21 protein-coding genes are annotated in these 24540 nt (G+C 59.5%); 9 read left to right on the top strand and 12 right to left on the bottom strand.

From position 1 onward, the window contains the following. Positions 1-190 precede the first annotated feature (190 nt). The gene (gudD, locus tag HKK55_RS11860) at positions 191-1540 is read right to left on the bottom strand and encodes a glucarate dehydratase (protein ID WP_169354850.1); all 1350 of its coding nucleotides are present in this window, start codon (positions 1538-1540) and stop codon (positions 191-193) included. A 10-nt stretch (positions 1541-1550) separates the two neighbouring features. After that, complete coding sequence (locus HKK55_RS11855) at positions 1551-2900, bottom strand: MFS transporter (RefSeq protein ID WP_169354849.1); 1350 nt, start codon at positions 2898-2900, stop codon at positions 1551-1553. A gap of 273 nt (positions 2901-3173) precedes the next feature. Between HKK55_RS11855 and HKK55_RS11850 the strand changes: the two genes are divergently transcribed. Both HKK55_RS11850 and HKK55_RS11845 read left to right on the top strand, forming a co-directional pair. After that, complete coding sequence (locus HKK55_RS11850; RefSeq protein ID WP_169354848.1) at positions 3174-3884, top strand: FadR/GntR family transcriptional regulator; 711 nt, start codon at positions 3174-3176, stop codon at positions 3882-3884. 81 nt (positions 3885-3965) lie between these two features. Beyond that, positions 3966-4553, top strand: a complete 588-nt coding sequence (locus tag HKK55_RS11845) for a LysE family translocator (RefSeq protein WP_169354847.1) — start codon at positions 3966-3968, stop codon at positions 4551-4553. A 1-nt stretch (position 4554) separates the two neighbouring features. On the opposite strand, the gene HKK55_RS11840 is transcribed toward HKK55_RS11845, so the two are convergent. From HKK55_RS11840 to gloB, 8 genes are all read right to left on the bottom strand, one after another. Beyond that, on the bottom strand, positions 4555-5388 hold the full coding sequence (locus tag HKK55_RS11840; protein ID WP_169354846.1) for an AraC family transcriptional regulator: 834 nt from the start codon (positions 5386-5388) through the stop codon (positions 4555-4557). A 235-nt stretch (positions 5389-5623) separates the two neighbouring features. Continuing rightward, positions 5624-7231, bottom strand: a complete 1608-nt coding sequence (locus HKK55_RS11835) for an ABC transporter ATP-binding protein (RefSeq protein WP_169354845.1) — start codon at positions 7229-7231, stop codon at positions 5624-5626. Between the two features lies 1 nt (position 7232). After that, positions 7233-8252 (bottom strand): ABC transporter permease, encoded by a 1020-nt coding sequence (locus HKK55_RS11830; protein WP_169354844.1) that lies wholly within the window; start codon positions 8250-8252, stop codon positions 7233-7235. Between the two features lies 1 nt (position 8253). Next, positions 8254-9327 (bottom strand): microcin C ABC transporter permease YejB, encoded by a 1074-nt coding sequence (locus tag HKK55_RS11825; RefSeq protein ID WP_169354843.1) that lies wholly within the window; start codon positions 9325-9327, stop codon positions 8254-8256. Position 9328: 1 nt separating this feature from the next. After that, entirely contained in the window at positions 9329-11167 is a 1839-nt protein-coding gene (locus HKK55_RS11820) for an extracellular solute-binding protein (protein WP_169354842.1), read from the bottom strand. Further along, positions 11164-12993 (bottom strand): extracellular solute-binding protein, encoded by a 1830-nt coding sequence (locus HKK55_RS11815; protein WP_169354841.1) that lies wholly within the window; start codon positions 12991-12993, stop codon positions 11164-11166. Before HKK55_RS11815 ends, HKK55_RS11820 begins: the two co-directional genes overlap by 4 nt. Before the next feature lie 246 nt (positions 12994-13239). Continuing rightward, on the bottom strand, positions 13240-14649 hold the full coding sequence (locus HKK55_RS11810) for a lytic transglycosylase domain-containing protein (RefSeq protein ID WP_169354840.1): 1410 nt from the start codon (positions 14647-14649) through the stop codon (positions 13240-13242). A 98-nt stretch (positions 14650-14747) separates the two neighbouring features. After that, positions 14748-15515 carry a hydroxyacylglutathione hydrolase gene (gene gloB, locus HKK55_RS11805; protein WP_169354839.1) on the bottom strand — a complete coding sequence of 256 codons (768 nt, stop codon included), beginning with the start codon at positions 15513-15515 and terminating at the stop codon, positions 14748-14750. A gap of 65 nt (positions 15516-15580) precedes the next feature. Here gloB and HKK55_RS11800 point away from each other — a divergent pair, with 65 nt between their 5' ends. Continuing rightward, entirely contained in the window at positions 15581-16339 is a 759-nt protein-coding gene (locus HKK55_RS11800; protein ID WP_169354838.1) for a class I SAM-dependent methyltransferase, read from the top strand. An 85-nt stretch (positions 16340-16424) separates the two neighbouring features. Beyond that, entirely contained in the window at positions 16425-16877 is a 453-nt protein-coding gene (rnhA, locus tag HKK55_RS11795) for a ribonuclease HI (protein ID WP_057436798.1), read from the top strand. 3 nt (positions 16878-16880) lie between these two features. On the opposite strand, the gene HKK55_RS11790 is transcribed toward rnhA, so the two are convergent. Then, entirely contained in the window at positions 16881-17831 is a 951-nt protein-coding gene (locus HKK55_RS11790; protein ID WP_169354837.1) for a glycerophosphodiester phosphodiesterase family protein, read from the bottom strand. A 136-nt stretch (positions 17832-17967) separates the two neighbouring features. On the opposite strand from HKK55_RS11790, the gene HKK55_RS11785 reads away from it, so the two are divergent. From HKK55_RS11785 to HKK55_RS11775, 3 genes are all read left to right on the top strand, one after another. Further along, positions 17968-18882, top strand: a complete 915-nt coding sequence (locus tag HKK55_RS11785; protein WP_169354836.1) for a helix-turn-helix domain-containing protein — start codon at positions 17968-17970, stop codon at positions 18880-18882. 275 nt (positions 18883-19157) lie between these two features. After that, positions 19158-20261 carry an NAD(P)-dependent alcohol dehydrogenase gene (locus HKK55_RS11780; RefSeq protein WP_169354835.1) on the top strand — a complete coding sequence of 368 codons (1104 nt, stop codon included), beginning with the start codon at positions 19158-19160 and terminating at the stop codon, positions 20259-20261. Between the two features lie 105 nt (positions 20262-20366). After that, complete coding sequence (locus HKK55_RS11775; RefSeq protein ID WP_169354834.1) at positions 20367-20939, top strand: nuclear transport factor 2 family protein; 573 nt, start codon at positions 20367-20369, stop codon at positions 20937-20939. Between the two features lie 10 nt (positions 20940-20949). Here HKK55_RS11775 and HKK55_RS11770 read toward each other — a convergent pair whose 3' ends face one another. Continuing rightward, positions 20950-21255: a DUF2388 domain-containing protein gene (locus HKK55_RS11770; RefSeq protein WP_169354833.1), complete on the bottom strand. Its 306-nt coding sequence runs from the start codon at positions 21253-21255 to the stop codon at positions 20950-20952. 204 nt (positions 21256-21459) lie between these two features. On the opposite strand from HKK55_RS11770, the gene dnaQ reads away from it, so the two are divergent. Together dnaQ and HKK55_RS11760 are read left to right on the top strand one after the other, a co-directional pair. After that, positions 21460-22200: a DNA polymerase III subunit epsilon gene (gene dnaQ / locus HKK55_RS11765; RefSeq protein ID WP_169357837.1), complete on the top strand. Its 741-nt coding sequence runs from the start codon at positions 21460-21462 to the stop codon at positions 22198-22200. Positions 22201-22277: 77 nt separating this feature from the next. Beyond that, positions 22278-24533, top strand: coding sequence for an Orn/Lys/Arg decarboxylase N-terminal domain-containing protein (locus tag HKK55_RS11760; protein WP_169354832.1), 2256 nt, complete (start codon positions 22278-22280; stop codon positions 24531-24533). Positions 24534-24540: the final 7 nt, after the last annotated feature.

Below are 24540 nucleotides of genomic sequence, written 5' to 3'. Positions count from 1 at the left end.
AGTCGTGTGGGAGCATTAAGGCGATAGGCTGGGCCATCAACAAATGAAACTGGATTAAGTTTTTTATACCTGGGGACGCTCCCCAAGCGCTCCAGCAGCAAGACCCGAGTGTCATCAAAGGCCTGGGGCAATGCGCAATTGACCGCCTGCGCCAGGCACTACACGCTGATTATGGGCTGAGGTTAGCGGTTTAGCGCACCAGGCACGGCCGCTTGTTATCAAAGGTCCAGCCGGGAATCAGGAACTGCATGGCGACGCTGTCGTTGCGCGCGCCAAGGCCCATGCCTTGGTACAGTTCGTGGGCGTGGGCCACGGCGTCCATGTCGATGTCCACCCCCAGGCCTGGCTTGGCCGGCACCTGAATATGGCCGTCGACAATCTGCAACGGTGCCTTGGTCAGACGCTGGCCGTCCTGCCAGATCCAGTGGGTGTCGATGGCAGTGATGTCTCCCGGTGCGGCCGCTGCCACCTGGGTGAACATCGCCAGGGAAATATCAAAGTGATTGTTGGAGTGTGAGCCCCAGGTCAGGCCCCATTCGTGGCACATCTGCGCCACCCGAACCGAGCCTTGCATCGTCCAGAAGTGCGGGTCGGCCAGGGGAATATCCACCGACTGCAACTGGATCGCGTGGCCCATTTCTCGCCAGTCGGTAGCGATCATGTTGGTCGCGGTGGGCAGTCCTGTAGCGCGCCGGAATTCGGCCATGACTTCCCGTCCCGAATAACCATTTTCTGCGCCGCAAGGATCTTCGGCGTAGGCCAGGACATGGTGCTGGTCGCGGCACAGGGCGATGGCTTCTTTCAACGACCAGGCACCGTTCGGGTCCAGGGTGATCCGGGCATCGGGGAAGCGCTCGGCCAGGGCCGTAACGGCTTCGATTTCTTCGCCGCCGCGCAGTACGCCGCCCTTGAGTTTAAAGTCGTTGAAGCCGTAACGGGCCTTCGCCGCCTCCGCAAGGCGCACGATCGCCTCGGGAGTCATGGCTTGTTCGTGACGCAAGCGGAACCAGTCGTCTGCATCGTCTTCGCTGCGATAAGCCAGGTTGGTTTGCTGGCGATCACCGATGTAGAACAGGTAACCGAGCATCTTCACCGTGTCCCGCTGTTGCCCTTCACCCAGCAGTGCCGCCACTGGCACTTCGAGGAACTGGCCGAGCAAGTCCAGCAGCGCCGCTTCCATGGCCGTGACGGCGTGGATGGTGATGCGCAGGTCGAACGTCTGCTGGCCGCGCCCGGCACTATCTCGGGCCGCAAAGGTGCGCCGCATGGCATTGAGAATGCTCTGGTACTGGCCGATGGGCTTGCCGATCACCAGGCTGCGGGCATCTTCCAGGGTTTCGCGGATGCGCTCGCCACCGGGCACTTCGCCAACGCCGATATGCCCGGCGCTGTCCTTGAGAATCACGATATTGCGGGTGAAAAACGGGCCGTGGGCGCCGCTGAGGTTGAGCAGCATGCTGTCGTGGCCGGCCACTGGAATGACGTCCAGGTGAGTGACGACCGGGGCATTGTTGGCGTGGTGCTGGTGTTCTGTGTTCATGGGGTCTTCCTTATTTGCTCACGGCGGGGGCGGGTTGCAGCACGCTGGTGGTGGTTGGACTGGGCACGGTCTTGGCGAAAAACACCAGGATGGCCGCCAGGATTGACGTGCCAGCCAAGCCATACAGGCCGCCCTGAATCGAGCCGGTGGTCTGTTCCAGGAAACCAAAGGTGGTCGGCGCGACAAACCCGCCGAGGTTGCCAATGGAGTTGATCAGCGCGATCACCGCTGCAGCGATCCGTGCATCCAGATAGCCCTGGGGGATTGGCCAGAACAGTGACGACGCCGACTTGAAGCCGATGGCGGCAAAGCAGATCGCGACAAAGGCAAAGATCGGCCCGCCGGTGGTGGAGAGGAACATGCCGGCGGCCGCAATCAGCAGGGCGGTGGCGACCCAGGCTTGCTGGAACTTGAACTTGCCGGCGAGGGCCGCGAAGGTGTACATGGCGATGATCGAAATCAGCCAGGGGATCGAGTTGTAGAAGCCCACCTGAATATCGCTCAAGTCGCCCATTTTCTTGATGATGCTCGGCAGCCAGAACGTTGCAGCGTAGATGGTCAACTGGATGCAGAAATACAGGGCGCAGAACAGCATGATCTGGCGGTCTTTGAGCAACTTGCCCAGGGTCGGTTTGACGGTGGTGGCCGCGTCACGCTCACGCTGTTCGCGGTCGATCTCATTGACCAGCGCATCCTGCTCTTCGCGGCTGAGCCATTTGGCGTCATGGGGCTTTGAGTCCAGCCAGAACCAGACGAAAAAGCACAGCAGCACCGAAGCCATGCCTTCGATGATGTACATCCACTGCCAGCCGTGCAGGCCCAGGCCGGTGATTTGCAGCAGCACGCCGGACAGCGGCCCGGAAATCAGCGAGGCGAGGGCGGAGCCGCTGAGGAAGATGGCGATGGCTTTGCCGCGTTCGACGCCGGGCAGCCAGCGGGTGAAGTAGTAGATCACGCCAGGGAAAAAGCCGGCTTCGGCCACCCCCAACAGGAAGCGCAAGATGTAGAAGTGGGTTTCGTTCTGGATGAACGCCATCAGGGTGGCGGTGATGCCCCAGGTGAACATGATTCGGGTCAGCCAGATACGCGCGCCGACTTTTTGCAGGAGCATGTTGGAGGGCACTTCAAACAAGGCATAACCGATGAAGAACAGTCCGGCACCAAAGCCATAGGCCGCCGCACCAATGCCCAGGTCATGCTCCATATGAGTACGGACGAAACCAATGTTGACGCGGTCGATGTAGTTGACGATGAACATGATCACGAAGAGGGGGAGCACATGGCTCTTCACCTTCTTGATGGCGCGGGCCAGGATCGGGTCGAGGGCGGGCGCAGCTGTCGCAGGGCTTGAAGGGGTCACGAGGCAAAACTCCCACTGATTATTGTTGTGCGGGGATGTGTTTGGCTGCCGGAGATGTCTGACAACTTGATAGACATCATACAACTTGATTTTTGAAAGTGGCAATCCCCTTATGAGTAGGTTTTATCGGTATTGCTGGGTTATTTGCTCAAGGTGGACCGTGAATACTGATCTGAAAAGGTGAATCTATTTATTAGTTGTCATACAAGATGCGCGCTGTAGCAGGCTCACGGGAATGCTAGTATTGGCGGGCACTCTCGACCGGACGTCCCGATGCAAAACGAAAGCGGCACCCTTATTCGCAAGCGTTCCCCGGGCCTGGCCCACGACATCGTTACGGCGCTGACCCAGCGCATCCTCCTGGGGCAGATGGCGCCGGGGGAAAAGCTGCCATCCGAGTCGGCCATCGTCGGTGAATACGGCGTCAGTCGCACGGTGGTGCGTGAAGCGATTTCCAAATTGCAAGCGGCGGGGCTGGTGGAAACCCGTCACGGCGTGGGCACTTTCGTGCTGGCGCGGGATGAGCGCCAGGGCTTGCACCTGACCCACGACACGGCGGCCAGCGTGCGCGGCATCCTGGAGTTGCGTATGGGGCTCGAAACCCAGGCTGCGGCCCTGGCTGCGCTGCGTCGTACTGATGAACAACTGCAACAGATGCGCCAGGCCCTGGACGATTACCAGGACTCGCTGGCCAACAACGACAGTAGCGTCGAGCCCGACGTGCGCTTCCATCGATTGATCGCCCAAGCCACTGGCAACACCTATTTCACCGATGTGATCTATCACCTGGGCAATTCAGTGATCCCTCGTACGCGGATCAACGCCCAGGAGCGCGGCGATGCCGACCTGATGAAATTGGGGCAACTGGCGAACCTGGAGCACGAGGCCATCCTCAAGGCCATCCGCCGCCAGGATCCGGATGCGGCCAGGGCGGCGATGCTGCTGCACTTGAGTAACAGCCTGGAGCGGATGACGGGGGAGTGAGGGGCATTTTCTTCAATACGCGCCTCAGGCGGCGTTTTACCGTGTTCCCCACTCCAATCGTCAGAACAAAAGGGAACCGCAATGAGCTTGATACTTTCCATGGCCGCCTTCGCCCTGGCCACTTCGATTACGCCGGGACCGGTGAACGTGGTGGCCTTGAGTTCGGGGGCGCGCTTTGGTTTTGGCGCCAGTCAGCAGCATGTGGCCGGGGCTGCGCTGGGGTTCACCCTGTTGCTGGTACTGATTGGCCTGGGGCTGCATGAGGTGCTGATACGCTGGCCGCTGCTGACCCAGGTGATTCAATGGGGCGGCGTGGTGTTTTTGTTGTACATGGCCTACAAGCTGGCAGTCGACGATGGACGGCTGGAAGCTGAAGGTACGGCGACGGCCCCCTCGATGCTCTACGGCGCGGTCATGCAGTGGCTCAATCCAAAAGCATGGCTGGCCTGTGTGGCGGGGATGGGATTGTTTGTGGCCGATGGCGATGCGCAACAGGTCTGGCTGTTTGCAGTGATCTACTTGGTCATTTGCTACTTGTCGGTGGCGTGCTGGGCTTATGCCGGGACGTTCCTGCGGCGCTACCTGAACAATCCCCAAGGCGTGCGCCTGTTCAATCGGTCGATGGCAGCTTTGCTGGTAGCCAGCGTGGGGTATTTGCTGCTCGCTTGAATCAGCTGCGATATTGCCCTGGCGTAGCGGCGAAGTGTTGTTTGAAGGTGCGCTGGAAGTGCGCCTGATCAGCGAAGCCGGCCGCCAGCGCGACGTCGGCGATCAACTGGCCGCTGCGCAGTTGGGTGCGGGCAAACTGGATCCGCCGGTTAACCAGGTACGCATGGGGCGTCATGCCGTAATACTGCTTGAACGCACGGATCAGGTAGGACGGTGACAGCTCTGCCGCCAGGCAAATATCTTCCAGTTTCAAGGCCTCAGTACAGTGCTCGCGAATGTACTCGGCAGCCCGTTCCAGCTTGTGATTGACCTCACGCACCACCGTCTGTGCCGGGTTCAGGCGTTGTTGCACCTCAGTGAAGAAACTCACGATGGCGCTCTGCTTTTGCAGGTGTTCGGCCTGCTCCTCCACCAATAGCTGATACAGCTCGACCAGCCCGGCATACAGCACGCTGTCCCGGGTATGGGGAGTGGTGAAGGGACGAAAGCCCAGGTCGGTACTGAAACCCAGTTGGTGCTGCAGGTCGATCAGCCAAGGCGTGTCGATGTACAGCATGTGATAGGACCAGGGCTGGTCGTAGAGAGGATTGCAGGCGTGAACGTCGCCGGGGTTCATCAGCACTACGGTGCCGGCGCTGATCTGGAAGGTGTCCTGACCGTATAGATACAGGCTTCGCCCGGCAGTGATCGCGCCAATGGAAAAGTGCTCGTGGGAATGACGGGTGTAAGAGACCTTGCGCCCATCGGCGATGGTTCGCGCCTCGATGAACGGCAGAGTGTCGTCGCGCCAGAAAAGTGGTTCCCGGGATGACTGATTAGTGGCGTTCAGAGACATGTCTGTGACTCCCTCTCACGCAAGATCGAGCAGAGATCATTGCACAGTTATGAGCATTCGGCAGTACCCGCACTAGGTTTGCTCAGCGAATGACCGCCGTAGCAGTTGTCGAGCCCAGCGAGGCTACGTAGGCCGCACCTGCGCCATCGAGGCAGAGCTGTCATCGAGTCGCGCTCTACGCAGCCTCGCTGGGGCTCGACAGCTGCGGTGGTGTGCTTGCCCGAGGAGGTTGGGATTAGGCTGGGCTCGGCACCAAAAACGCCGCCTCCAGCAACTGCCGCGTGTAGGCATGCTGGGGATCTGCAAAGATCGCCTTGGCATCGCCTTGCTCCACCGCCTGCCCATGCTTGACCACCATCAATTGGTGGCTCAATGCCTTGACCACCGCCAGGTCATGACTGATGAACAGGTAGGTCAGGTTGTATTTGGTCTGCAAATTACGCAGCAGCTCCACCACCTGGCGCTGCACCGTGCGGTCCAGGGCTGAGGTCGGTTCATCCAGCAGGATCAGTCGCGGCTTGAGCACCAGGGCCCGGGCGATGGCGATGCGTTGGCGCTGGCCACCGGAGAATTCATGGGGGTAGCGATGGCGGGTTTCCGGGTCCAGGCCCACTTCCTTGAGGGCGGCGATAATGGCGGCCTCCTGTTCGGCCGCGCTGCCCATCTTGTGGATACGCAGGCCTTCACCGACGATTTCGCTGACGCACATGCGCGGGCTCAAACTGCCAAACGGGTCCTGGAACACCACCTGCATTTCTCGGCGCAGCGGTCGGACCTGCTGCTGGCTTAGGCGGTCGAGTTGATGCCCTTCGAAACGAATCCCGCCCTTGCTACCGATCAGGCGCAGGATGGCCAGGCCCAAGGTGGACTTGCCGGAGCCACTTTCGCCGACGATGCCCAGGGTCTGGCCCTGAGGCAGGCTGAAGTTGATGCCATCCACGGCCTTGACGTAATCAATGGTGTTGCGCAAAAAGCCTTTCTTGATCGGGAACCAGACTTTCAGGTCATCGACTTCCAGCAGCGGCGGGCCAATCTCGTTGGTGGCCGGTAAGCCGCTGGGCTCGGCGGCCAGCAGTTCCTGGGTGTAAGGGTGCTGCGGCGACTGGAACAGCGTTTCGCAATCGGCCTGCTCGACAATACAGCCGCGCTGCATCACGCACACCCGATGGGCAATGCGTCGCACCAGGTTCAAGTCGTGGCTGATCAGCAGCAGGGCCATGCCCAGGCGGGCCTGCAACTCCTTGAGCAGTTCGAGGATTTTAAGCTGTACGGTCACGTCGAGGGCTGTGGTCGGCTCGTCGGCGATCAACAGCTCCGGCTCGTTGGCCAGGGCCATGGCGATCATCACCCGTTGGCGCTGGCCGCCAGACAACTCGTGGGGCAGGGCTTTCAAACGTTTGTGAGGCTCGGGGATGCCCACCAATTCCAGCAGTTCCAGGGTGCGTTTGGTGGCGACTTTACCCGTCAGCCCTTTGTGCAAACCAAGCACTTCGTTGATCTGCTTCTCGATGGAGTGCAGCGGGTTCAACGAGGTCATCGGCTCCTGGAAGATCATTGCAATGCGGTTGCCGCGAATATGCCGGATGGTTTTTTCTTTCAGGGTCAGCAGGTCATGGTTGGCGTACTGGATCGTCCCCGAAGGATGTCGCGCCAGCGGGTAGGGCAGCAGGCGCAGGATCGAGTGAGCCGTTACTGACTTGCCGGAACCACTTTCGCCCACCAACGCCAGGGTCTCGCCGCGCTTGATATCAAAGCTGACGTTCTCCACCACACGCTGGTGGCTGGTGCCCACAACGAACTCGACGCAGAGGTCGCGGACTTCGATCAGATTGTCCTGATTCATCTCATTTCCTCGGGTCGAAGGCATCGCGAGCGGACTCGCCGATAAACACCAGCAAACTCAACATGATCGCCAACACGGCAAAAGCACTCATGCCAAGCCACGGCGCTTGCAGGTTGGATTTGCCCTGGGCCACCAGTTCCCCGAGGGATGGCGAGCCGGCGGGCAGGCCAAAGCCCAGGAAGTCCAAAGCGGTCAGGGTGCCGATAGCGCCGGTCAGAATGAAGGGCATGAAGGTCATGGTCGAGACCATGGCATTGGGCAGGATATGGCGGAACATGATTGCGCCGTTCTGCATCCCCAGGGCCCGGGCTGCCCGCACGTATTCCAGGTTGCGCCCGCGCAGGAACTCGGCACGCACCACGTCCACCAGGCTCATCCAGGAAAACAGCAGCATGATCCCCAGCAGCCACCAGAAGTTGGGCTGTACGAAACTGGCAAGGATGATCAGCAAGTACAGCACCGGCAAGCCGGACCAGATCTCCAGGAAGCGCTGACCGGCCAAGTCCACCCAACCGCCGTAGAAGCCCTGCAAGGCACCGGCGATCACACCAATGATCGAGCTGAGCACTGTGAGGGTCAGGGCAAACAGCACAGAAACGCGGAAGCCATAGATTACTCGTGCGAGCACGTCACGGCCTTGGTCGTCGGTGCCCAGCAGGTTGTCGGCGGAGGGCGGGGCAGGGGCCGGGACTTTCAAGTCGTAGTTGATGCTCTGGTAGCTGAAGGGGATCGGCGCCCAGAGGGTCCAGGCGTCCTTGGCCTTGAGCAGCTCGCGGATGTACGGGCTCTTGTAGTTGGCTTCCAGGGGGAATTCGCCGCCGAAGGTGGTTTCCGGATAACGCTTGAGCGCTGGGAAATACCAGTCGCCGTCGTAATGCACGGCCAGCGGTTTGTCGTTGGCGATCAGCTCGGCGCCGAGGCTCAGGCCAAACAGGATCAAAAACAGCCACAGCGACCACCAGCCACGCTTGTTGGCCTTAAAGCGTTCGAAGCGTCGGCGATTGAGGGGGGATAGATTCATCTCAATGCTCCCGGCTGGCGAAGTCGATGCGTGGGTCCACCAAGGTGTAGGTGAGGTCGCCGATCAGTTTCACTACCAGGCCCAACAGGGTGAAAATAAACAGCGTGCCGAACACCACCGGATAGTCACGGTTGATCGCCGCTTCAAAGCTCATGAGGCCCAGGCCGTCGAGGGAGAAAATCACTTCCACCAGCAAGGAGCCGGTGAAGAAAATGCCGATGAACGCCGAAGGGAAGCCGGCAATCACCAGCAGCATGGCGTTGCGGAACACGTGGCCGTAGAGCACGCGGTGATTGGTCAGGCCCTTGGCCTTGGCGGTGACCACGTACTGTTTGTTGATTTCGTCGAGGAAGCTGTTTTTGGTCAGCAACGTCATGGTCGCGAAGTTACCGATCACCAGGGCAGTGACGGGCAGGGCTAGGTGCCAGAAGTAGTCGAGGATCTTGCCGCCCCAGCTCAACTCTTCAAAGTTGTTGGAGGTCAGCCCACGCAAGGGGAACCAGTCGAAATAACTGCCACCGGCAAACACCACGATCAGCAAGATGGCAAACAGGAACGCCGGAATGGCATAGCCGACGATGATTGCCGAACTGGTCCAGACATCGAAGTGGCTGCCATGGCGGGTGGCCTTGGCGATCCCCAGCGGGATCGACACCAGGTACATGATCAGGGTGCTCCACAGCCCGAGCGAGATCGACACCGGCATCTTTTCCTTGATCAGGTCGATCACCTTGGCGTCACGAAAGAAGCTGTCGCCAAAGTCCAGCCGGGCGTAGTTCTTGACCATGATCCACAAGCGTTCCGGCGCCGATTTGTCGAAGCCGTACATCTTCTCGATTTCCTTGATCAGTGCCGGGTCGAGGCCCTGGGCTCCACGGTAGCTGGAACCCGCCACCGAGACTTCGGCACCGCCGCCGGCAATGCGGCTGGTGGCGCCTTCAAAGCCCTCGAGCTTGGCGATCATCTGTTCCACCGGGCCACCGGGGGCTGCCTGGATGATCACGAAGTTGATCAGCAAAATACCGAACAGAGTGGGGATGATCAGCAGCAGTCGGCGGAAAATATAAGCCAGCATCTCAGTTGCCCCCGCTCGCCGGATCGGCGCTTGCATCAGAGTCTAGGGGCACAGCCGGCTTGGCGTCGGGTTTGCTCCACCAGGTGGCGGTGCCGACGTCGTACAGAGGCGAAACCTTTGGATGACCCAGATGATCCCAATAGGCCACGCGGAAGGTCTTGATGTGCCAGTTGGGGATCACGTAGTAGCCGAATTGCAGTACGCGGTCCAGCGCCTTGGCATGGGCGATCAGGCTTTTACGTGAGTCGGCGTCGATCAGCTCTTCCACCAACTGGTCGATGGCCGGGTCTTTCAGGCCAATGTAGTTGCGGCTGCCCGGGTTATCGGCGCTGGAGGATTTCCAGAACTCACGCTGCTCGTTTCCCGGCGAGGAAGATTGCGGGAAGCTGCCCACCACCATGTCGAAATCCCGCGAGCGGACGCGGTTGATGTACTGCGAGACGTCGACCCGGCGTATCACCAGACCAATGCCCAGGTCGGCCAGGTTGCGCTTGAACGGCAGCAAGATGCGCTCGAACTCGGTCTGGGCCAGCAGAAACTCAATGGTCACCGGTTTGCCGGTGGCATCGACCATCTTGTCGTCGACGATGCGCCAGCCGGCCTCTTGCAGCAGTTGATAGGCCTCGCGTTGCTGGGTGCGGATCATGCCGCTGCCGTCGGTCTTGGCCGGTTCGAAGGCTTTGGTAAACACTTGGGACGGGATCTTGTCACGCAGCGGTTCGAGAATCGCCAGCTCATCCGGGCCGGGCAGGCCGGTGGCGGCCATGTCGGAGTTTTCGAAATAGCTGCGGCTGCGGGTATAGGCGCCACTGAACAGCTGCTTGTTGCTCCATTCAAAGTCCAGCAACAGGCTGATGGCCTTGCGCACCCGCACGTCCTGGAACATCGGTTTACGGATATTGAAGACGAAGCCCTGCATCCCAGTGGGGTTGCCGTTGGGAATCTCTTCCTTGATCAGCCGCCCTTGGGCCACGGCAGGGACGTTGTAGGCGTTGGCCCAGTTCTTTGCGCTGATTTCCAGCCAGTAGTCGAACTGTCCGGCCTTGAGGGCTTCCAGGGCGACGGTGTTGTCGCGGTAATAGTCGGTGACGCGGTAGTCGAAGTTGTAGAAGCCTTGGTTGATCGGCAGGTCTTTGCCCCAGTAATCCTTGACCCGCTCATAGCGAACCGAACGGCCGGCCTTGACCTCGGCCACCTTGTACGGGCCACTGCCCAGTGGAATTTCCAGATTACCCTTGCTGAAATCGCGGGTGGCCCACCAGTGTTTGGGCAGTACCGGCAGTTGACCGAGGATCAATGGCAGTTCGCGGTTATTGGTGCGCTTGAACTTGAACAGCACCCGCAGCGGGTCTTCGGCCACCACTTCATCGACGTCGGCATAGTAGGTGCGGTAGATCGGCGAGCCCTGTTTGATCAGGGTCTGGAAGCTGAACACCACGTCTTCGGCGCGCATGGGGTGGCCGTCATGGAAGTGAGCTTCGGGGCGCAGGTAGAAGCGCACCCAGCTGTTATCAGGGGCCTTTTCGATCTTGCCCGCCACCAGGCCGTATTCGGTGATGGGTTCATCCAGGCTTTGCTGGGCCAGGGTGTCGTAGATCAGGGTGATATTGTCTGCCGGCACGCCCTTGCTGATGAACGGGTTGAGACTGTCGAAACCGGCCATGCTGGACTCGCGAAACGTCCCGCCCTTGGGCGCATCAGGGTTCACATAGTCGACATGCTTGAAATCGGCGGGGTATTTGGGCGGTTCGTTGTAGAGCGTCAGAGCATGTTGCGGGGCAGCGTTGGCCGCTGCGCAAAACAACAGGCCGCCAAGAATCGCAGTACGCAAAGGCATCATTGGGCTTTCTCCGAAGCTTTCAGCCACCATGCGCTCAGGCCCAGGCTGTAGGGCGGCGTGGTGACGAAGGCGAACCGGTTGCGGTACGCCAGGCGATGATAGTTGAGGTACCAGTTGGGAATACTGTAGTGCTGCCACAGCAAGACCCGGTCCAGGGCCCGGCCGGCGGCCAATTGCTCGTCACGGGTTTGCGCCGCCAGCAGCTGTTCCAGCAAATGGTCGACCACCGGGTTGGCAATGCCCGCGTAATTCTTGCTGCCTTTGATCCCGGCCTGGCTGGAGTGGAAGTATTGCCACTGCTCGAGGCCCGGGCTCAGGGTCTGGTTGAGGGTCATCAGAATCATGTCGAAGTCGAATTGATCGAGGCGCTGTTTGTACTGTGCCCGGTCGACGGTACGCAAGCGGGCATCGACGCCGATACTCGCCAGATTCTCGACATAAGGCTGCAGGATCCGCTCCAGATTCGGATTGACCAGCAGGATTTCCAGGCGTAATGGCTGCCCATCGCTGTTGAGCAAGCGCTGCCCGGACAGCTTCCAGCCGGATTCGGCCAACAAGGCCAAGGCGCGGCGCATCGTGTCCCGAGGAATGCCACGACCATCGGTCTGGGGCAAGCTGAACACCTGGGTGAAAAGGTTGGCCGGCAACTGATCGCGGTAAGGCGAGAGCATCAGCCATTCATGGCCCACTGGCACCCCGGTGACGGAGAATTCACTGTTGGGGTAGTAGCTCAGGGTGCGTTTGTAGGCGCCGCTGAACAGTGTGCGGTTGGTCCACTCAAAATCGAACATCAGCCCCAAGGCTTCGCGGACCTTGGCCTGGCTGAAGGCTTGGCGCCGGCTGTTCATAAACAGGCCCTGGCTCTGGGTTGGAATCTGGTGGGCAATCTGCGCCTTGATCACTTCGCCGCGATTGACCGCCGGGAAGTTGTAGCCGTTGGCCCAGTTCTTTGCCTGGTGTTCGATATAGATATCGAATTCACCCGCCTTGAAGGCTTCGAAGGCCACGTCGCTGTCGCGGTAGAACTCCACCTCGACCTTGTCGTAGTTGTAGAACCCGCGGTTGACCGCCAGGTCCTTGCCCCAGTAGTCCTTGACCCGCTCAAACACCAGTTGCCGGCCAGGTGTCACCTTGCTGATGCGATAAGGCCCACTGCCCAGGGGCGGTTCGAAGGTGGTGGCCTTGAAATCCCGATTTTTCCAGTAGTGCTGGGGCAGCACCGGTAACTCTCCAAGGCGCAGGATCAGCAGTGGATTGCCGGCGCGCTTGAATACAAAGCGGATGCGATGAGGGTTGAGCACGTCAACCCGCGCCACTTCCTGCAGGTTGGTACGGTATTGCGGGTGGCCTTCGGTCAGCAGCGTGCGGTAGGAAAAAGCCACGTCGTCGGCGGTAATCGGCTTGCCGTCGTGGAAACGTGCTTCCGGACGCAGGTTGAACACCACCCAACTGCGGTCTTCGCTGTATTCCACCGACTGTGCAATCAGGCCGTAACTGGACGTGGGTTCATCGCCTGAAGGGGCGTACTGGCCAGTGCCGACCATCAACGGCTCATTGAGCTCGTTGACTCCATATTGCAGGAAGTTGGCGGTGGAAACCGGGCTTGAGCCCTTGAAGGTATAGGGGTTGAGGGTGTCAAAAGTGCCAAACGCCATGACCCGCAAAGTGCCGCCTTTGGGCGCTACGGGGTTTACCCAATCGAAGTGGGTGAATTTCGCCGGGTACTTGAGCGTGCCGAACTGCGCATAACCGTGGCTCTCGGTGATGGTCGCGTTCGCGGAAAAGCTCAAGGCCAGACTTATTAGTAGAAGGAGGGGACGCTTCAAGTCAGAGATCCGATCCAGGCGGCTTGGGCTTTATGATCGGTACAGTAACAGCTTGTTCCGGTTGGAAAAAGCATGTCGCCGTGGAAGGGATCCTATGGATTTATCCGGTATAGAGGGGCATGGAGATCAAATGTGGGAGCTGGCTTGCCTGCGATAGCATCGCCTCGGTCTTTCAGAAGTACCGAGTCGTCTGCATCGCAGGCAAGCCAGCTCCCACACAAGCCAGCCCTTGGCGTTTTTAAGGCCTTAACGAGGCCCGGAAACCACCAGCATCTGCCCCGGCTTCAACGCCTGGCCAGTACGCGGGTTCCAACGCTTGAGATGTTGCATCTCGACGTTGAAACGCTTGGCGACGATATACAACGAGTCACCCTTCTTGACCTTGTACTGCACTGGCTTGCTGCTAGTCTTGGCCACCAACTTGCGGGTGTCCTGCATCACCAGGGTCTGGCCAACCTTGAGGGACTGGCCGTTGAGCTTGTTCCAGCGTTGCAGGTCGTGGACATCGACCTTGTTGGCCTTGGCGATCATCGTCAGGTTATCACCGCTCCTGACCTTGTAGCTGCGCGAGCGCCCAGCCACGGCCTTGTGTTCAACTTCGTCGAACACCGCCTTTTTCGGGCGCATGCTGAGGAGTTCTTCCGGGTTCATCGCCGACAGGCTGCTGGCCAGCAACTGCGCCTTGGAGGTCGGTACCAGCAAGTGCTGCGGGCCATCCAGGGTAGTGCGTTGCTTGAGGGCCGGATTGAGCTGGAACAACTCGTCTTCGTCGATCTCTGCCAGCGCGGCGACCCGTGACAGGTCCATGCTTTGCTTGACTTCAACCACTTCGAAGTACGGCGTGTTGGCAATCGGATTCAAGTTGACGCCATACGCCTCGGGCGCAAGCACCACCTGGGACAGTGCCAGGAACTTGGGCACGTAGTCCTTGGTTTCCTGGGGCAGTGGCAGGTTCCAATAGTCAGTCGGCAGGCCAAGCTTCTCGTTACGCTCGATGGCTCGGCTGACGGTGCCTTCGCCCGCGTTATAAGCCGCCAGGGCCAGCAACCAGTCGCCGTTGAACATGTCATGCAGACGTGTCAGATAGTCCAGGGCGGCGGTAGTGGAAGCGGTGATATCGCGGCGGCCATCATAGGCGCGGGTCTGGCGCAGGTTGAAGTAGCGCCCGGTGGAGGGAATGAACTGCCACAAACCTACCGCATCGCTGCGCGAATAGGCCATCGGGTTGTAGGCACTTTCAATCACTGGCAGTAGCGCCAGCTCCAGGGGCATGTTGCGCTCTTCAAGACGCTCGACGATGTAATGAATGTAGAGGCTGCCGCGTTCGCCGGCATTCTCCAGGAAGGACGGGTTGCTGGCGAACCACAAGCGCTGTTGCTCGATGCGCGGGTTGACGCCCAGCCCGTCCTGCAATTGGAAACCCTGGCGCATGCGTTCCCAGACATCCTGGGGCACCTGAGGGCTTGGCTTCTCTGATAGCCAAAGGGGTTTTTGCTTGATCTTGGCAGCAAGATTCGGTTTGGGTTGCACGGTGGATTGTGCAGCGAAATTGGTCGTTTGGCAGCCCGCCAGAGTTGCGGAGACAGCCACCGCTATGGCTTGAGCCAAGCGGGTCAATGCGTCTGAATGGTTGGATTTACGAATAGATGACGACATTGGCTGGAAGTAAGTTCCGGGCAAAAATGTCGGGCGATTCTAGAAAGCGCTTTGGTTCCGGTCAACCATTCAGAAATTGCGTATCAGAATCCTTCTTCTTAGAACGTATCTTTCCAAGACCGTAAGCTAGCAAACACCTCACTCCCGGACCGGTTATCACGGCCATTCCGTTCGTCCGCTTTTTCTTTAACAGATGTTTCAGCCGTACGCAGGAAGGGGTTGGTGAGTTTTTCCAGGGCCAGAGTTGAAGGCAGGGTCATCTTGCCGTTAGCCCGCAGTTGGCTGACTTTTTCTACCCTCGAAGCAATGTCGGCGTTGCCCGGTTCGACCGCCTGGGCGAATCTCAGGTTACTTTGTGTGTATTCGTGGGTGCAGTAAACCAGCGTGTCGTCAGGCAGGGCCGCCAGGCGCTCCAGCGACGCGTGCATCTGCTCTGGGGTGCCTTCGAACAGACGACCGCAGCCGGCGGCGAATAACGTGTCACCGCAGAACAGCAAGCCATGATGATAAAAGGCTATGTGGCCCAAGGTATGGCCAGGCACGGCAAAGACGTCGAAGTCCCAGCCCAGCACGCTGATGCGGTCGTTATCGGTCAGGGCAACATCCCGGGCCGGAATCTGCTCGTTCGCCGGGCCATACACGGTTGCGCCGCAAACACTTTTCAGTTGCTCCACGCCGCCGACATGATCATGGTGGTGGTGCGTGACCAGGATGTCACTGAGTGCCCACGCGGGATGTTGCTTGAGCCATGCCAGGACAGGCGTGGCGTCACCAGGATCGACCACTGCACAGCGATGGCTGCGGTGATCCTGTAACAACCAGATGTAGTTATCGGTGAAGGCGGGCAGGGCACTGATCTGTATCATTCTTCGATTCGCCAAGCTGAACACATTGGTGCATCTTAGAACGTCTTGGCGAGTTGGAGAATGCAATGACTGATAAAGCGTTCGCCCAGGCCGATCCTGAGTGGCTGGCCTTGATCAGCGCGGCCCGTGAATGGTTGGCCGGGCCCATCGGGCAATTCCTGCTGGATGAGGAGCGGCGCATGCTCGAAGACGAGCTGGGCCGGTTCTTCGGTGGTTATCTGGTGCATTACGGCCCTTCGGCACAAACCCCACCGGCGGCGCCGCAGGTCCAGCGCAATGTGCGCCTGGGCGCACCGTTGCCGGGCGTGGAGATTGTCTGTGAGGAGCAGGCCTGGCCATTGAGCGAGCACGCCGCCGATGTGGTGGTGTTGCAGCATGGCCTGGATTTCTGCCTGTCGCCCCACGGCTTATTGCGCGAAGCCGCCAGCAGCGTGCGCCCGGGTGGCCATTTGCTAATCGTTGGCATTAACCCTTGGAGCAGCTGGGGCCTGCGCCATTTCTTCGCCCATGACGGGTTGCGCCAGGCACGGTGTATCTCGCCATCGCGGGTGGGTGACTGGTTGAACCTGCTGGGCTTTGCGCTGGAGAAACGCCGCTTCGGGTGCTATCGTCCGCCGCTTGCATCCACCAAGTGGCAAGGGCGTCTGTCTGGCTGGGAACGCAAGGCCGGCGGCTGGCAGTTGTCCGGCGGTGGTTTCTATCTGCTGGTGGCGCGCAAGATTGTGGTCGGGTTGCGCCCCGTGCGTCAGGAGCGGCGCGAGGCCATGGGCAAATTGGTGCCGATGCCAATGGCCAAGGTCAATCGTAGAACCAGCGAACAGTAAAACTCTTTTTTTGGTTTCAGGCCGAGTTGCTCGGCCTCGGGGTCTGTCGATCATTTATCGGCAGCCTTTTCTAATGGATATTGCAATGACCGATAGCGTAGAACTCTTCACCGATGGCGCCTGCAAGGGCAACCCTGGCCCCGGCGGCTGGGGCGCCTTGCTGGTGTGCAAGGGCGTGGAGAAGGAACTGTGGGGCGGCGAGCCCAATACCACCAACAATCGCATGGAGCTGATGGGCGCCATTCGTGGCCTTGAAGAACTCAAGCGTCGTTGTGACGTATTGCTGGTGACCGACTCCCAGTACGTCATGAAGGGCATCAATGAGTGGATGGTCAACTGGAAGAAGCGCGGCTGGAAGACCGCAGCCAAGGAGCCGGTGAAGAATGCCGACCTCTGGCAGTTGCTCGACGAGCAATGCAACCGCCACAACATCACCTGGAAATGGGTGCGCGGGCACATCGGCCATCCCGGTAACGAACGGGCTGACCAGTTGGCCAACCGCGGGGTGGATGATGTGCGCGGTTACAAGCAGAGCTGATGCTTAGTTACACCGCAGCGGCCGTTCGAGCCGCTGCTTTACATCCCGCATCGTACGCGGCGAATCAACCAGTACTGCATCAATCTTCAGGCAAGCTGCAGCCCGATAATCGGCTTCGCTGTTAACTCCAATCGCCAAAATGTTCAGTTTGCCCTGGGACTGGAAGCAGTCGATGGCCTGGGGTGTCCACAGTTTGGCATTCACCGGTGAGCGGGCTTCACCCAAGGTGAAGGTTTCCACCAGTTCAACCTTGCGCTGATACTCGAATGCCACCCAGCTACCGGCTTGTGGCACCGGATTACAGCTGTGCGCCAGGGCGACGTTTGCCAAGCGGCCACGAGTACCGTCCCGGGATTCGAACAGACGGGCCTGAGGGTACTGAGCGAAGGCTTGCTGGTAGCTGGCGTCGGTGGAGTAGATCAGCACTCGGCTCCAGGCGTGGTTTTGCTCCAGTATCCGTGCGACAGCCTTGGCTTGTGGGGCGGCCGGCAGGGCTTTCATGTCGAGGATGATGGGGGTTGCGGCTGGGATCACGGCCAGCGCCTGTTGCAATGAGGGCATCGAGACTGCCTGGCTGCGATAGGGATACGTCACCTGACCATCGGCTGCTGTTTGCTTGAACTGCCATCCGGCGTTGAGTTGTTGCAGCTGGGCCCACGTTTTCCCGGTTACAGCGCCTGAGCCTTGGGTATTGGCGCTCAGGTCGGCCGGCCGATACAGTACAGGTATGTCGTCACTGCTCAGTTGCACGGTGAGCCAGAGCATATCGACGTTATTGCGCAAGGCATTGTCGATAGCCAGCAGCGTGTTCTCCGGAAAGTCCGCCGTGCCACCTCGGTGCGCCACGATCAGCGGCAGGTGCTCGCCCGAGGTATCGGGGGTTGGCAGGGACGCGCACCCGCCCAGAAGGAGACTGGCGATCAGCAGTGCACTGGCATATCGAGTTTCAATCATTGGGGGTTCGCGTTCTCGGGGGTATGCCCGGCATACTGTCCGGGTAGGGAAAAAGGCGTAATGACTGGCCTGATTGATAAACGGAAGTGGCCGTCATTTAATTAATACCTTACCGAATTCCACCAGGGAGCGCTGGATGTCCTCTTCACCCCATGCCGATGTCCAGGCGTTTCTTGACGAAGCGGTGGAGAGCGAACCCGAGGGCCTGACGTACACGCCATCGGGAATTTCCCAGATGATCCACCGTGCGCTGCCGCCCTGGGGAGCTATCGAGTGTGTGCAGGTGGCGCATCGCCCTCACCAGTTTGAAATGCGCCGCCAACAGCACCAGTTCGTACTGTATCGGCAAGGCTCGGTCAGCGATGGCGAGGTCAGTATCGACGGCTTGAGACAGGCCGGTGCCCGGGCCTTGGATCAGCTCATTGACTTTATTCCGGCGGGGTCATTGTTTGAAGGCTGGACAGGGGAGCGCGCCAGGATCGGCTATGTATTGGTGTCGGTTGACGAGGATCAATTGGCCGGGGTCTGTCCGACTTATCGTGCCCAAAAAGATCTCAAGCCGCTGATCAGCTGTCATGACGGGTTCCTGCGAGGACTGCTTGAGCGCCTCGATCAGACGGTACGTGACGGCAAAACCGATACGCTGTACCTGGAAACCCTGGTCATGCTGTTGATGCAGGAGGTGCGTTCGCTACAGCAACTACCGGAGGCCTCGCCGGCCAATGCCGGTGAACTGGGCTTGGTGCAGCGTCAGCGCTTGACCGAATACATTGAAGCTTCCCTGGCCGATGAGGTGCGCCTGGCCGACTTGTCGAACATCGTTAACCTCAGCCCCTACCATTTTTCCCGGGTATTCCGACGTACCTTCGGAATGTCACCGTACCAGTACCTGTTGCTGTGTCGGGTCAACCGGGCCAAGCACTTGATTACCACCACTGACCGCAGCCTGCTGGACATTGCGCTGGATACCGGGTTTGCCGGTGCCAGTCAGTTTTCTCGAGCGTTTCGCCGTATTGTCGGGCAGTCCGCCAGTGAACTGCGTGGTCCTTAGACGCATGCCTTTCAAGGTCTTTGAAAGCCAGCTGTTGGCTAATACCGGTCAACTAAGGTCCGGCAAGCCCCCTCGCCACAGGGGCGGTGGTCGCTCTCCAAATACGGCTGATCTTGAAAGGCATGGCGCCTTAGGCGCCGTTCATTGCGCAAGAAGCGTCAACACAACAGCAGGCAAGGTAAAGCTGTCGGCAGATCTGCTGGTTAGTCTGGCTTCAACGACTGGTTACTCCGGTAATCAGCTACAAGCCACTGACGTTGCAGAGAAAAAACGCCATGAGAATCCTGGCTGCCGTTACCGAAGGCAAAGGCTCGCTGTTTGACCTGCGCCACTTGCAACTGGACACACCGCGTAGCGGCGAAGTCCGGGTCAAAATCATCGCCACGGGCATCTGCCACACCGACCTCGCCGTACGCGACCAGCAGATCGCAGTCGCGATGCCCGTGGTGCTCGGCCACGAAGGTGCAGGCATCGTCGAGCAAGTCGGGCCGAATGTCAGCCATGTGCAGGTGGGTGACAAGGTCATCCTGTCCCTGGGCTTCTGTGGTCAATGCAGCCACTGCGCCAGTGGCCTGCCGACTTACTGCGACGAGCATTTCGACTACAACTGGAAAGCGTCCCGTGCCGATGGCTCGGTGTCATTGCATGACAAGGGGCAGCCAGTGCACAGCCACTTTTTTGGCCAGTCTTCGTTCGCCAGCTACGCGGTGGTGACCGCCAGCAGCCTCGTCAAGGTTGCAGATGACGCGCCACTGGAGTTTCTGGGGCCCTTTGCCTGTGGCGTGATGACCGGTGCCGGTGCCGTGATGAATACTCTAAAGCCAGCGCCTGGTACTGCCATCGCCGTGTTCGGCATGGGCGCGGTAGGCCTGAGCGCGGTCATGGCGGCGCGGGCTATCGGTTGCAATCCGATCATTGCGGTAGACCCGCAATCCTCACGCCTGGCGGTTGCCCAAGAGATGGGAGCGACCCACCTGATTGACGCCAGTCAGGGCGACTCGGTGCAACAGGTCATGGCGCTGACCGCCGGCAAGGGCGTGAAATACGCTGTCGAATGCGCCGGTCATGTTGGCGTGATGGCCAGCGCAGTCAATGTCCTGGAAGAGGGCGGCGAGGCGGTGCTGACCGGCGTGGTCGCGCCCGGAACCCAACTGTCTCTGGATGTCATGCAACTGATCCGGGGCCGAGTGGTGCGCGGCAGCATCATGGGTGACGCGGCGCCTTCAGTCTTCCTGCCTCGGCTGGTGGAGTTGTTCAAGCAACGTCGTTTCCCGGTAGACAAGATGATCCGCTTCTACGATCTGGCACAGATCAACCAGGCGATCGCTGATATCCATTCCGGCGAAACCATCAAGGCCGTTCTGCGCATGCCCCATTGAGTCACACCTGGCACCCGTGCCGTCAGGCCATGACCGCATCGGGAAAGTTGCGCCCGCAATAAAGCCGAATCAACCCGTTAGTCAATCGAGAGTGAGGTAATAAACATGATGAGTCTTCGTGGATGGTTACTGGGTGTTCTGGTCACCACGGCAGTCTTTGCCGCCGGGGTTAACGCCCAACCCAAAGCAGCAATCAAGGAGCAGGGTGGCTTTTACTACCTGTCGCCGGGTTACACCAAGGCTGATGTGGCTGACTTCTACTGGCGTAGCCTGGATGGCTGGTCGGAGCATCCGGCTGAAATGGCTAAGTACTATACAAAGGATGGTGCTTACGAGCTGACCTATGCGCCCGTAGACGATTTCCCCAACGCCGGTTTCAAGCGCGTGAATAAGGGGCGTCAGGAGATGACTGATTACTTCACCAACTTCAGTAAGCAAATGGGCAACTTGAGGTACAGCGATCCCAAGACCTGGACCCTGCTTGAGACCACCGAAAAGGGGACTTATGTGTTTGAGTACACCAGCGACGGCGTGATTCGCTCCAGCGGCAAGCCCTACCACCAAACCTTCATCGCCATTCTGCGCATGGCCAAGGACGGGCAGATCCAGTCTGTGCGCGAGTACTGGGACCCCTACGTAGCCCTGCGGGATTTTGACCTGATCAAAAAGACCCAGTGATCGACATCGGTCACAGGATCAGGATCGCACGGGCGAGTTGCTCGTCCGTGCACTGTAAATCCGCCAGCGTGTAGCGAATGTGCTGGAATGCCGACTCCAACTGGGCACCGCGTATTTCACCCCGGCTTGCGACAAACGATGCGGCGTCGGTCTTGGCCGCCAACACGATTTTGTCGTCCTTGAAGCTGCTGCTCGTACCTTTGGTGGCACTCATCGACAGGCTGACCAAGGCGTCAGTCGTCATGACAAAACTGGTGGCCTGCACACTGGTGGCGCCGAGCAGGCACAGGGTGAACAGCCATTTCTTCTTGAACATGAACCTGAGTATTCCGCATCAGTAGAGAGCCGCGCAGGCTAGCAACGAGGCGTGTAGCAAACAGCAGCAGGTTTGCTAAATCTTGTAAAAAACTGTTGGGCGCGCGCTCGCGGTTTTGCGTCATAGGTCGCTTCGGTTATGGAGCGTGCTAATATCTCGCCCCTTGAAATGCACCGAACCGTTGAGAGCTGAACCCTGATGGCCATCCGATCTGTTGTACTCGATACCGAAACCACCGGCATGCCGGTGACCGACGGCCACCGGATCATTGAAATCGGTTGTGTCGAACTACTGGGTCGCCGCCTCACTGGTCGCCACTTCCATGTGTACCTGCAGCCGGACCGGGAAAGTGACGAGGGCGCCATTGGCGTCCACGGTATTACCAACGAGTTCCTGGTGGGCAAGCCGCGCTTTGCCGAAGTCGCTGATGAGTTCTTCGAGTTCATCGATGGCGCGCAGTTGATCATCCATAACGCGGCGTTCGACGTCGGCTTCATCAATAACGAATTCGCCCTGATGGGTCAGACGGACCGTGCCGATATCACCCGGCACTGCTCGATCCTCGATACCCTGATGATGGCGCGTGAGCGTCACCCGGGCCAGCGCAACAGCCTCGATGCCTTGTGCAAACGTTATGGCGTCGACAACTCTGGCCGTGAATTGCACGGCGCCTTGCTCGACTCCGAGATCCTCGCCGACGTCTACCTGACCATGACCGGCGGCCAGACCAGCCTGTCCCTGGCCGGTAACGCCTCGGATGGCAACGGTTCGGCGGAAGGCTCGGGCAATCGCCCTTCGGAAATCCGTCGCCTGCCGGCTGATCGCAAGCCGACCACGATCATTCGTGCCAGCGAGCAGGACATGCTCGAACACGCGCAGCGGCTGGAAGCTATTGCCAAGTCTGCCGGCGCGCCCGCGTTGTGGAGCCAATTGACTGAGCAGTAGCCGCTGCGCCGCCCATCGCAGCCTCGTGCCTCGGCAGCGGCTACACTGAGAAAAAATTCTCAGGACGCCCAGCACTCATGTACAAAGACCTGAAGTTCCCTGTCCTTATCGTGCACCGTGACATCAAGGCCGACACCGTTGCCGGTGATCGGGTCCGAGGCATCGCCCGGGAGCTGGAACAGGAGGGCTTCAGTATCTTCTCGGCGGTGGACTATGCCGAAGGCCGGCTGGTTGCCTCGACCCATCACGGCCTGGCGTGCATGCTGATCGCCGCCGAGGGCGCCGGGGAAAATACCCATTTACTGCAAAATATGGTGGAGCTGATTCGGTTGGCGCGGGTTCGGGCGCCGAACCTGCCGATCTTTGCCCTGGGTGAGCAAGTCACCCTGGAAAACGCCCCCGCCGATGCCATGAGTGAACTCAACCAATTGCGGGGCATCCTCTACCTGTTTGAAGACACCGTGCCGTTCCTCGCCCGGCAAGTGGCGCGCGCCGCGCGCAGTTACCTGGATGGCCTGTTACCGCCATTCTTCAAGGCCCTGGTGCAGCACACTGCCGATTCCAATTATTCCTGGCACACCCCCGGCCATGGCGGCGGTGTGGCGTATCGCAAGAGTCCGGTAGGGCAGGCTTTTCATCAGTTCTTCGGGGAAAACACCTTGCGTTCGGATTTGTCCGTGTCGGTGCCGGAACTGGGCTCGCTGCTGGATCACACCGGTCCCTTGGCTGAAGCCGAAGCGCGGGCGGCGCGTAACTTCGGTGCCGACCACACCTTCTTCGTCATCAATGGCACCTCCACCGCGAACAAGATCGTCTGGCACTCCATGGTCGGTCGTGATGACATGGTGCTGGTGGACCGCAACTGCCACAAGTCGGTGCTGCACTCAATCATCATGACTGGCGCTATCCCGCTGTACCTATGCCCGGAGCGTAATGAGCTTGGGATTATCGGGCCGATTCCTTTAAGCGAGTTCAGCCGCGAATCGATTCGCGCCAAGATCGACGCCAGCCCACTGACCCGTGGCCGACCGGCGAAGGTCAAGATGGCCGTGGTCACCAACTCCACCTACGACGGCCTGTGCTACAACGCAGAGCTGATCAAGCAGCAACTGGGCAACAGCGTCGAGGTGCTGCATTTCGATGAGGCCTGGTACGCCTACGCGGCCTTTCACGAGTTCTTTGCCGGGCGCTATGGCATGGGCACCTCGCGCACCCCGGACAGTCCGCTGGTATTCACCACTCACTCCACCCATAAACTGCTGGCAGCCTTCAGTCAGGCCTCGATGATTCACGTGCAGGATGGCGGTGCCCGGCAGTTGGATCGTGACCGCTTCAACGAAGCGTTCATGATGCATATCTCCACCTCGCCCCAGTACAGCATCATCGCTTCCCTGGATGTGGCATCGGCAATGATGGAAGGCCCGGCGGGACGTTCGCTGCTGCAGGAAATGTTCGACGAGGCCCTGAGTTTTCGCCGTGCATTGGCCAACTTGCGCCAACACATCGCCGCTGAAGACTGGTGGTTTTCCATCTGGCAGCCGCCGCTGGTGGCGGGTATTGATCGGGTCGTCACCGCCGATTGGCTGCTGCAACCTGAAGCTGACTGGCATGGCTTCGGTGATATTGCCGAAGACTATGTGTTGCTCGACCCCATTAAGGTGACGCTGGTGATGCCTGGGCTCAACGCCGGCGGGGCCTTGAGCGAGTGCGGCATTCCAGCCGCAGTGGTCAGCAAGTTCCTGTGGGAGCGTGGGCTGGTGGTGGAAAAGACCGGGCTATATTCCTTCCTGGTGCTGTTCTCCATGGGGATCACCAAAGGCAAGTGGAGTACCCTGCTCACCGAACTGCTCGAATTCAAACGCAGCTACGATGCCAATGTCAGCCTGGCAAGCTGCTTGCCATCGGTGTTTCAACAAGGCCCGTTGCGTTATCAGGGCTTGGGATTGAAGGACTTGTGTGATCAGTTGCACAGCTGTTATCGCAGCAATGCCACGGCCAAGCATCTCAAGCGGATGTACACCGTGTTACCTGAGATTGCGATGAAGCCCGCCGATGCCTACGACCAATTGGTACGGGGTGAAGTCGAGGCGGTACCCATCGATGCCTTGCCAGGTCGCATTGCAGCGGTGATGCTGGTGCCTTACCCGCCGGGTATTCCATTGATCATGCCAGGGGAGCGCTTTACCGAGTCGACGCGTTCGATCATCGATTACCTGGCCTTTGCGCGGGAGTTCGATAGCAGCTTCCCCGGTTTTGTCGCGGATGTTCATGGATTGCAACACGAAGATGACGGCAAGGGTCGTTGTTACACCGTCGATTGCATCAAGGTTTAGGGATAGA

This window comes from Pseudomonas sp. ADAK18 (assembly GCF_012935695.1).
Classification (GTDB): domain Bacteria; phylum Pseudomonadota; class Gammaproteobacteria; order Pseudomonadales; family Pseudomonadaceae; genus Aquipseudomonas.
Note: the sequence above shows the minus strand (reverse complement) of the source record. Positions and strands in the feature narration are given on the sequence as shown.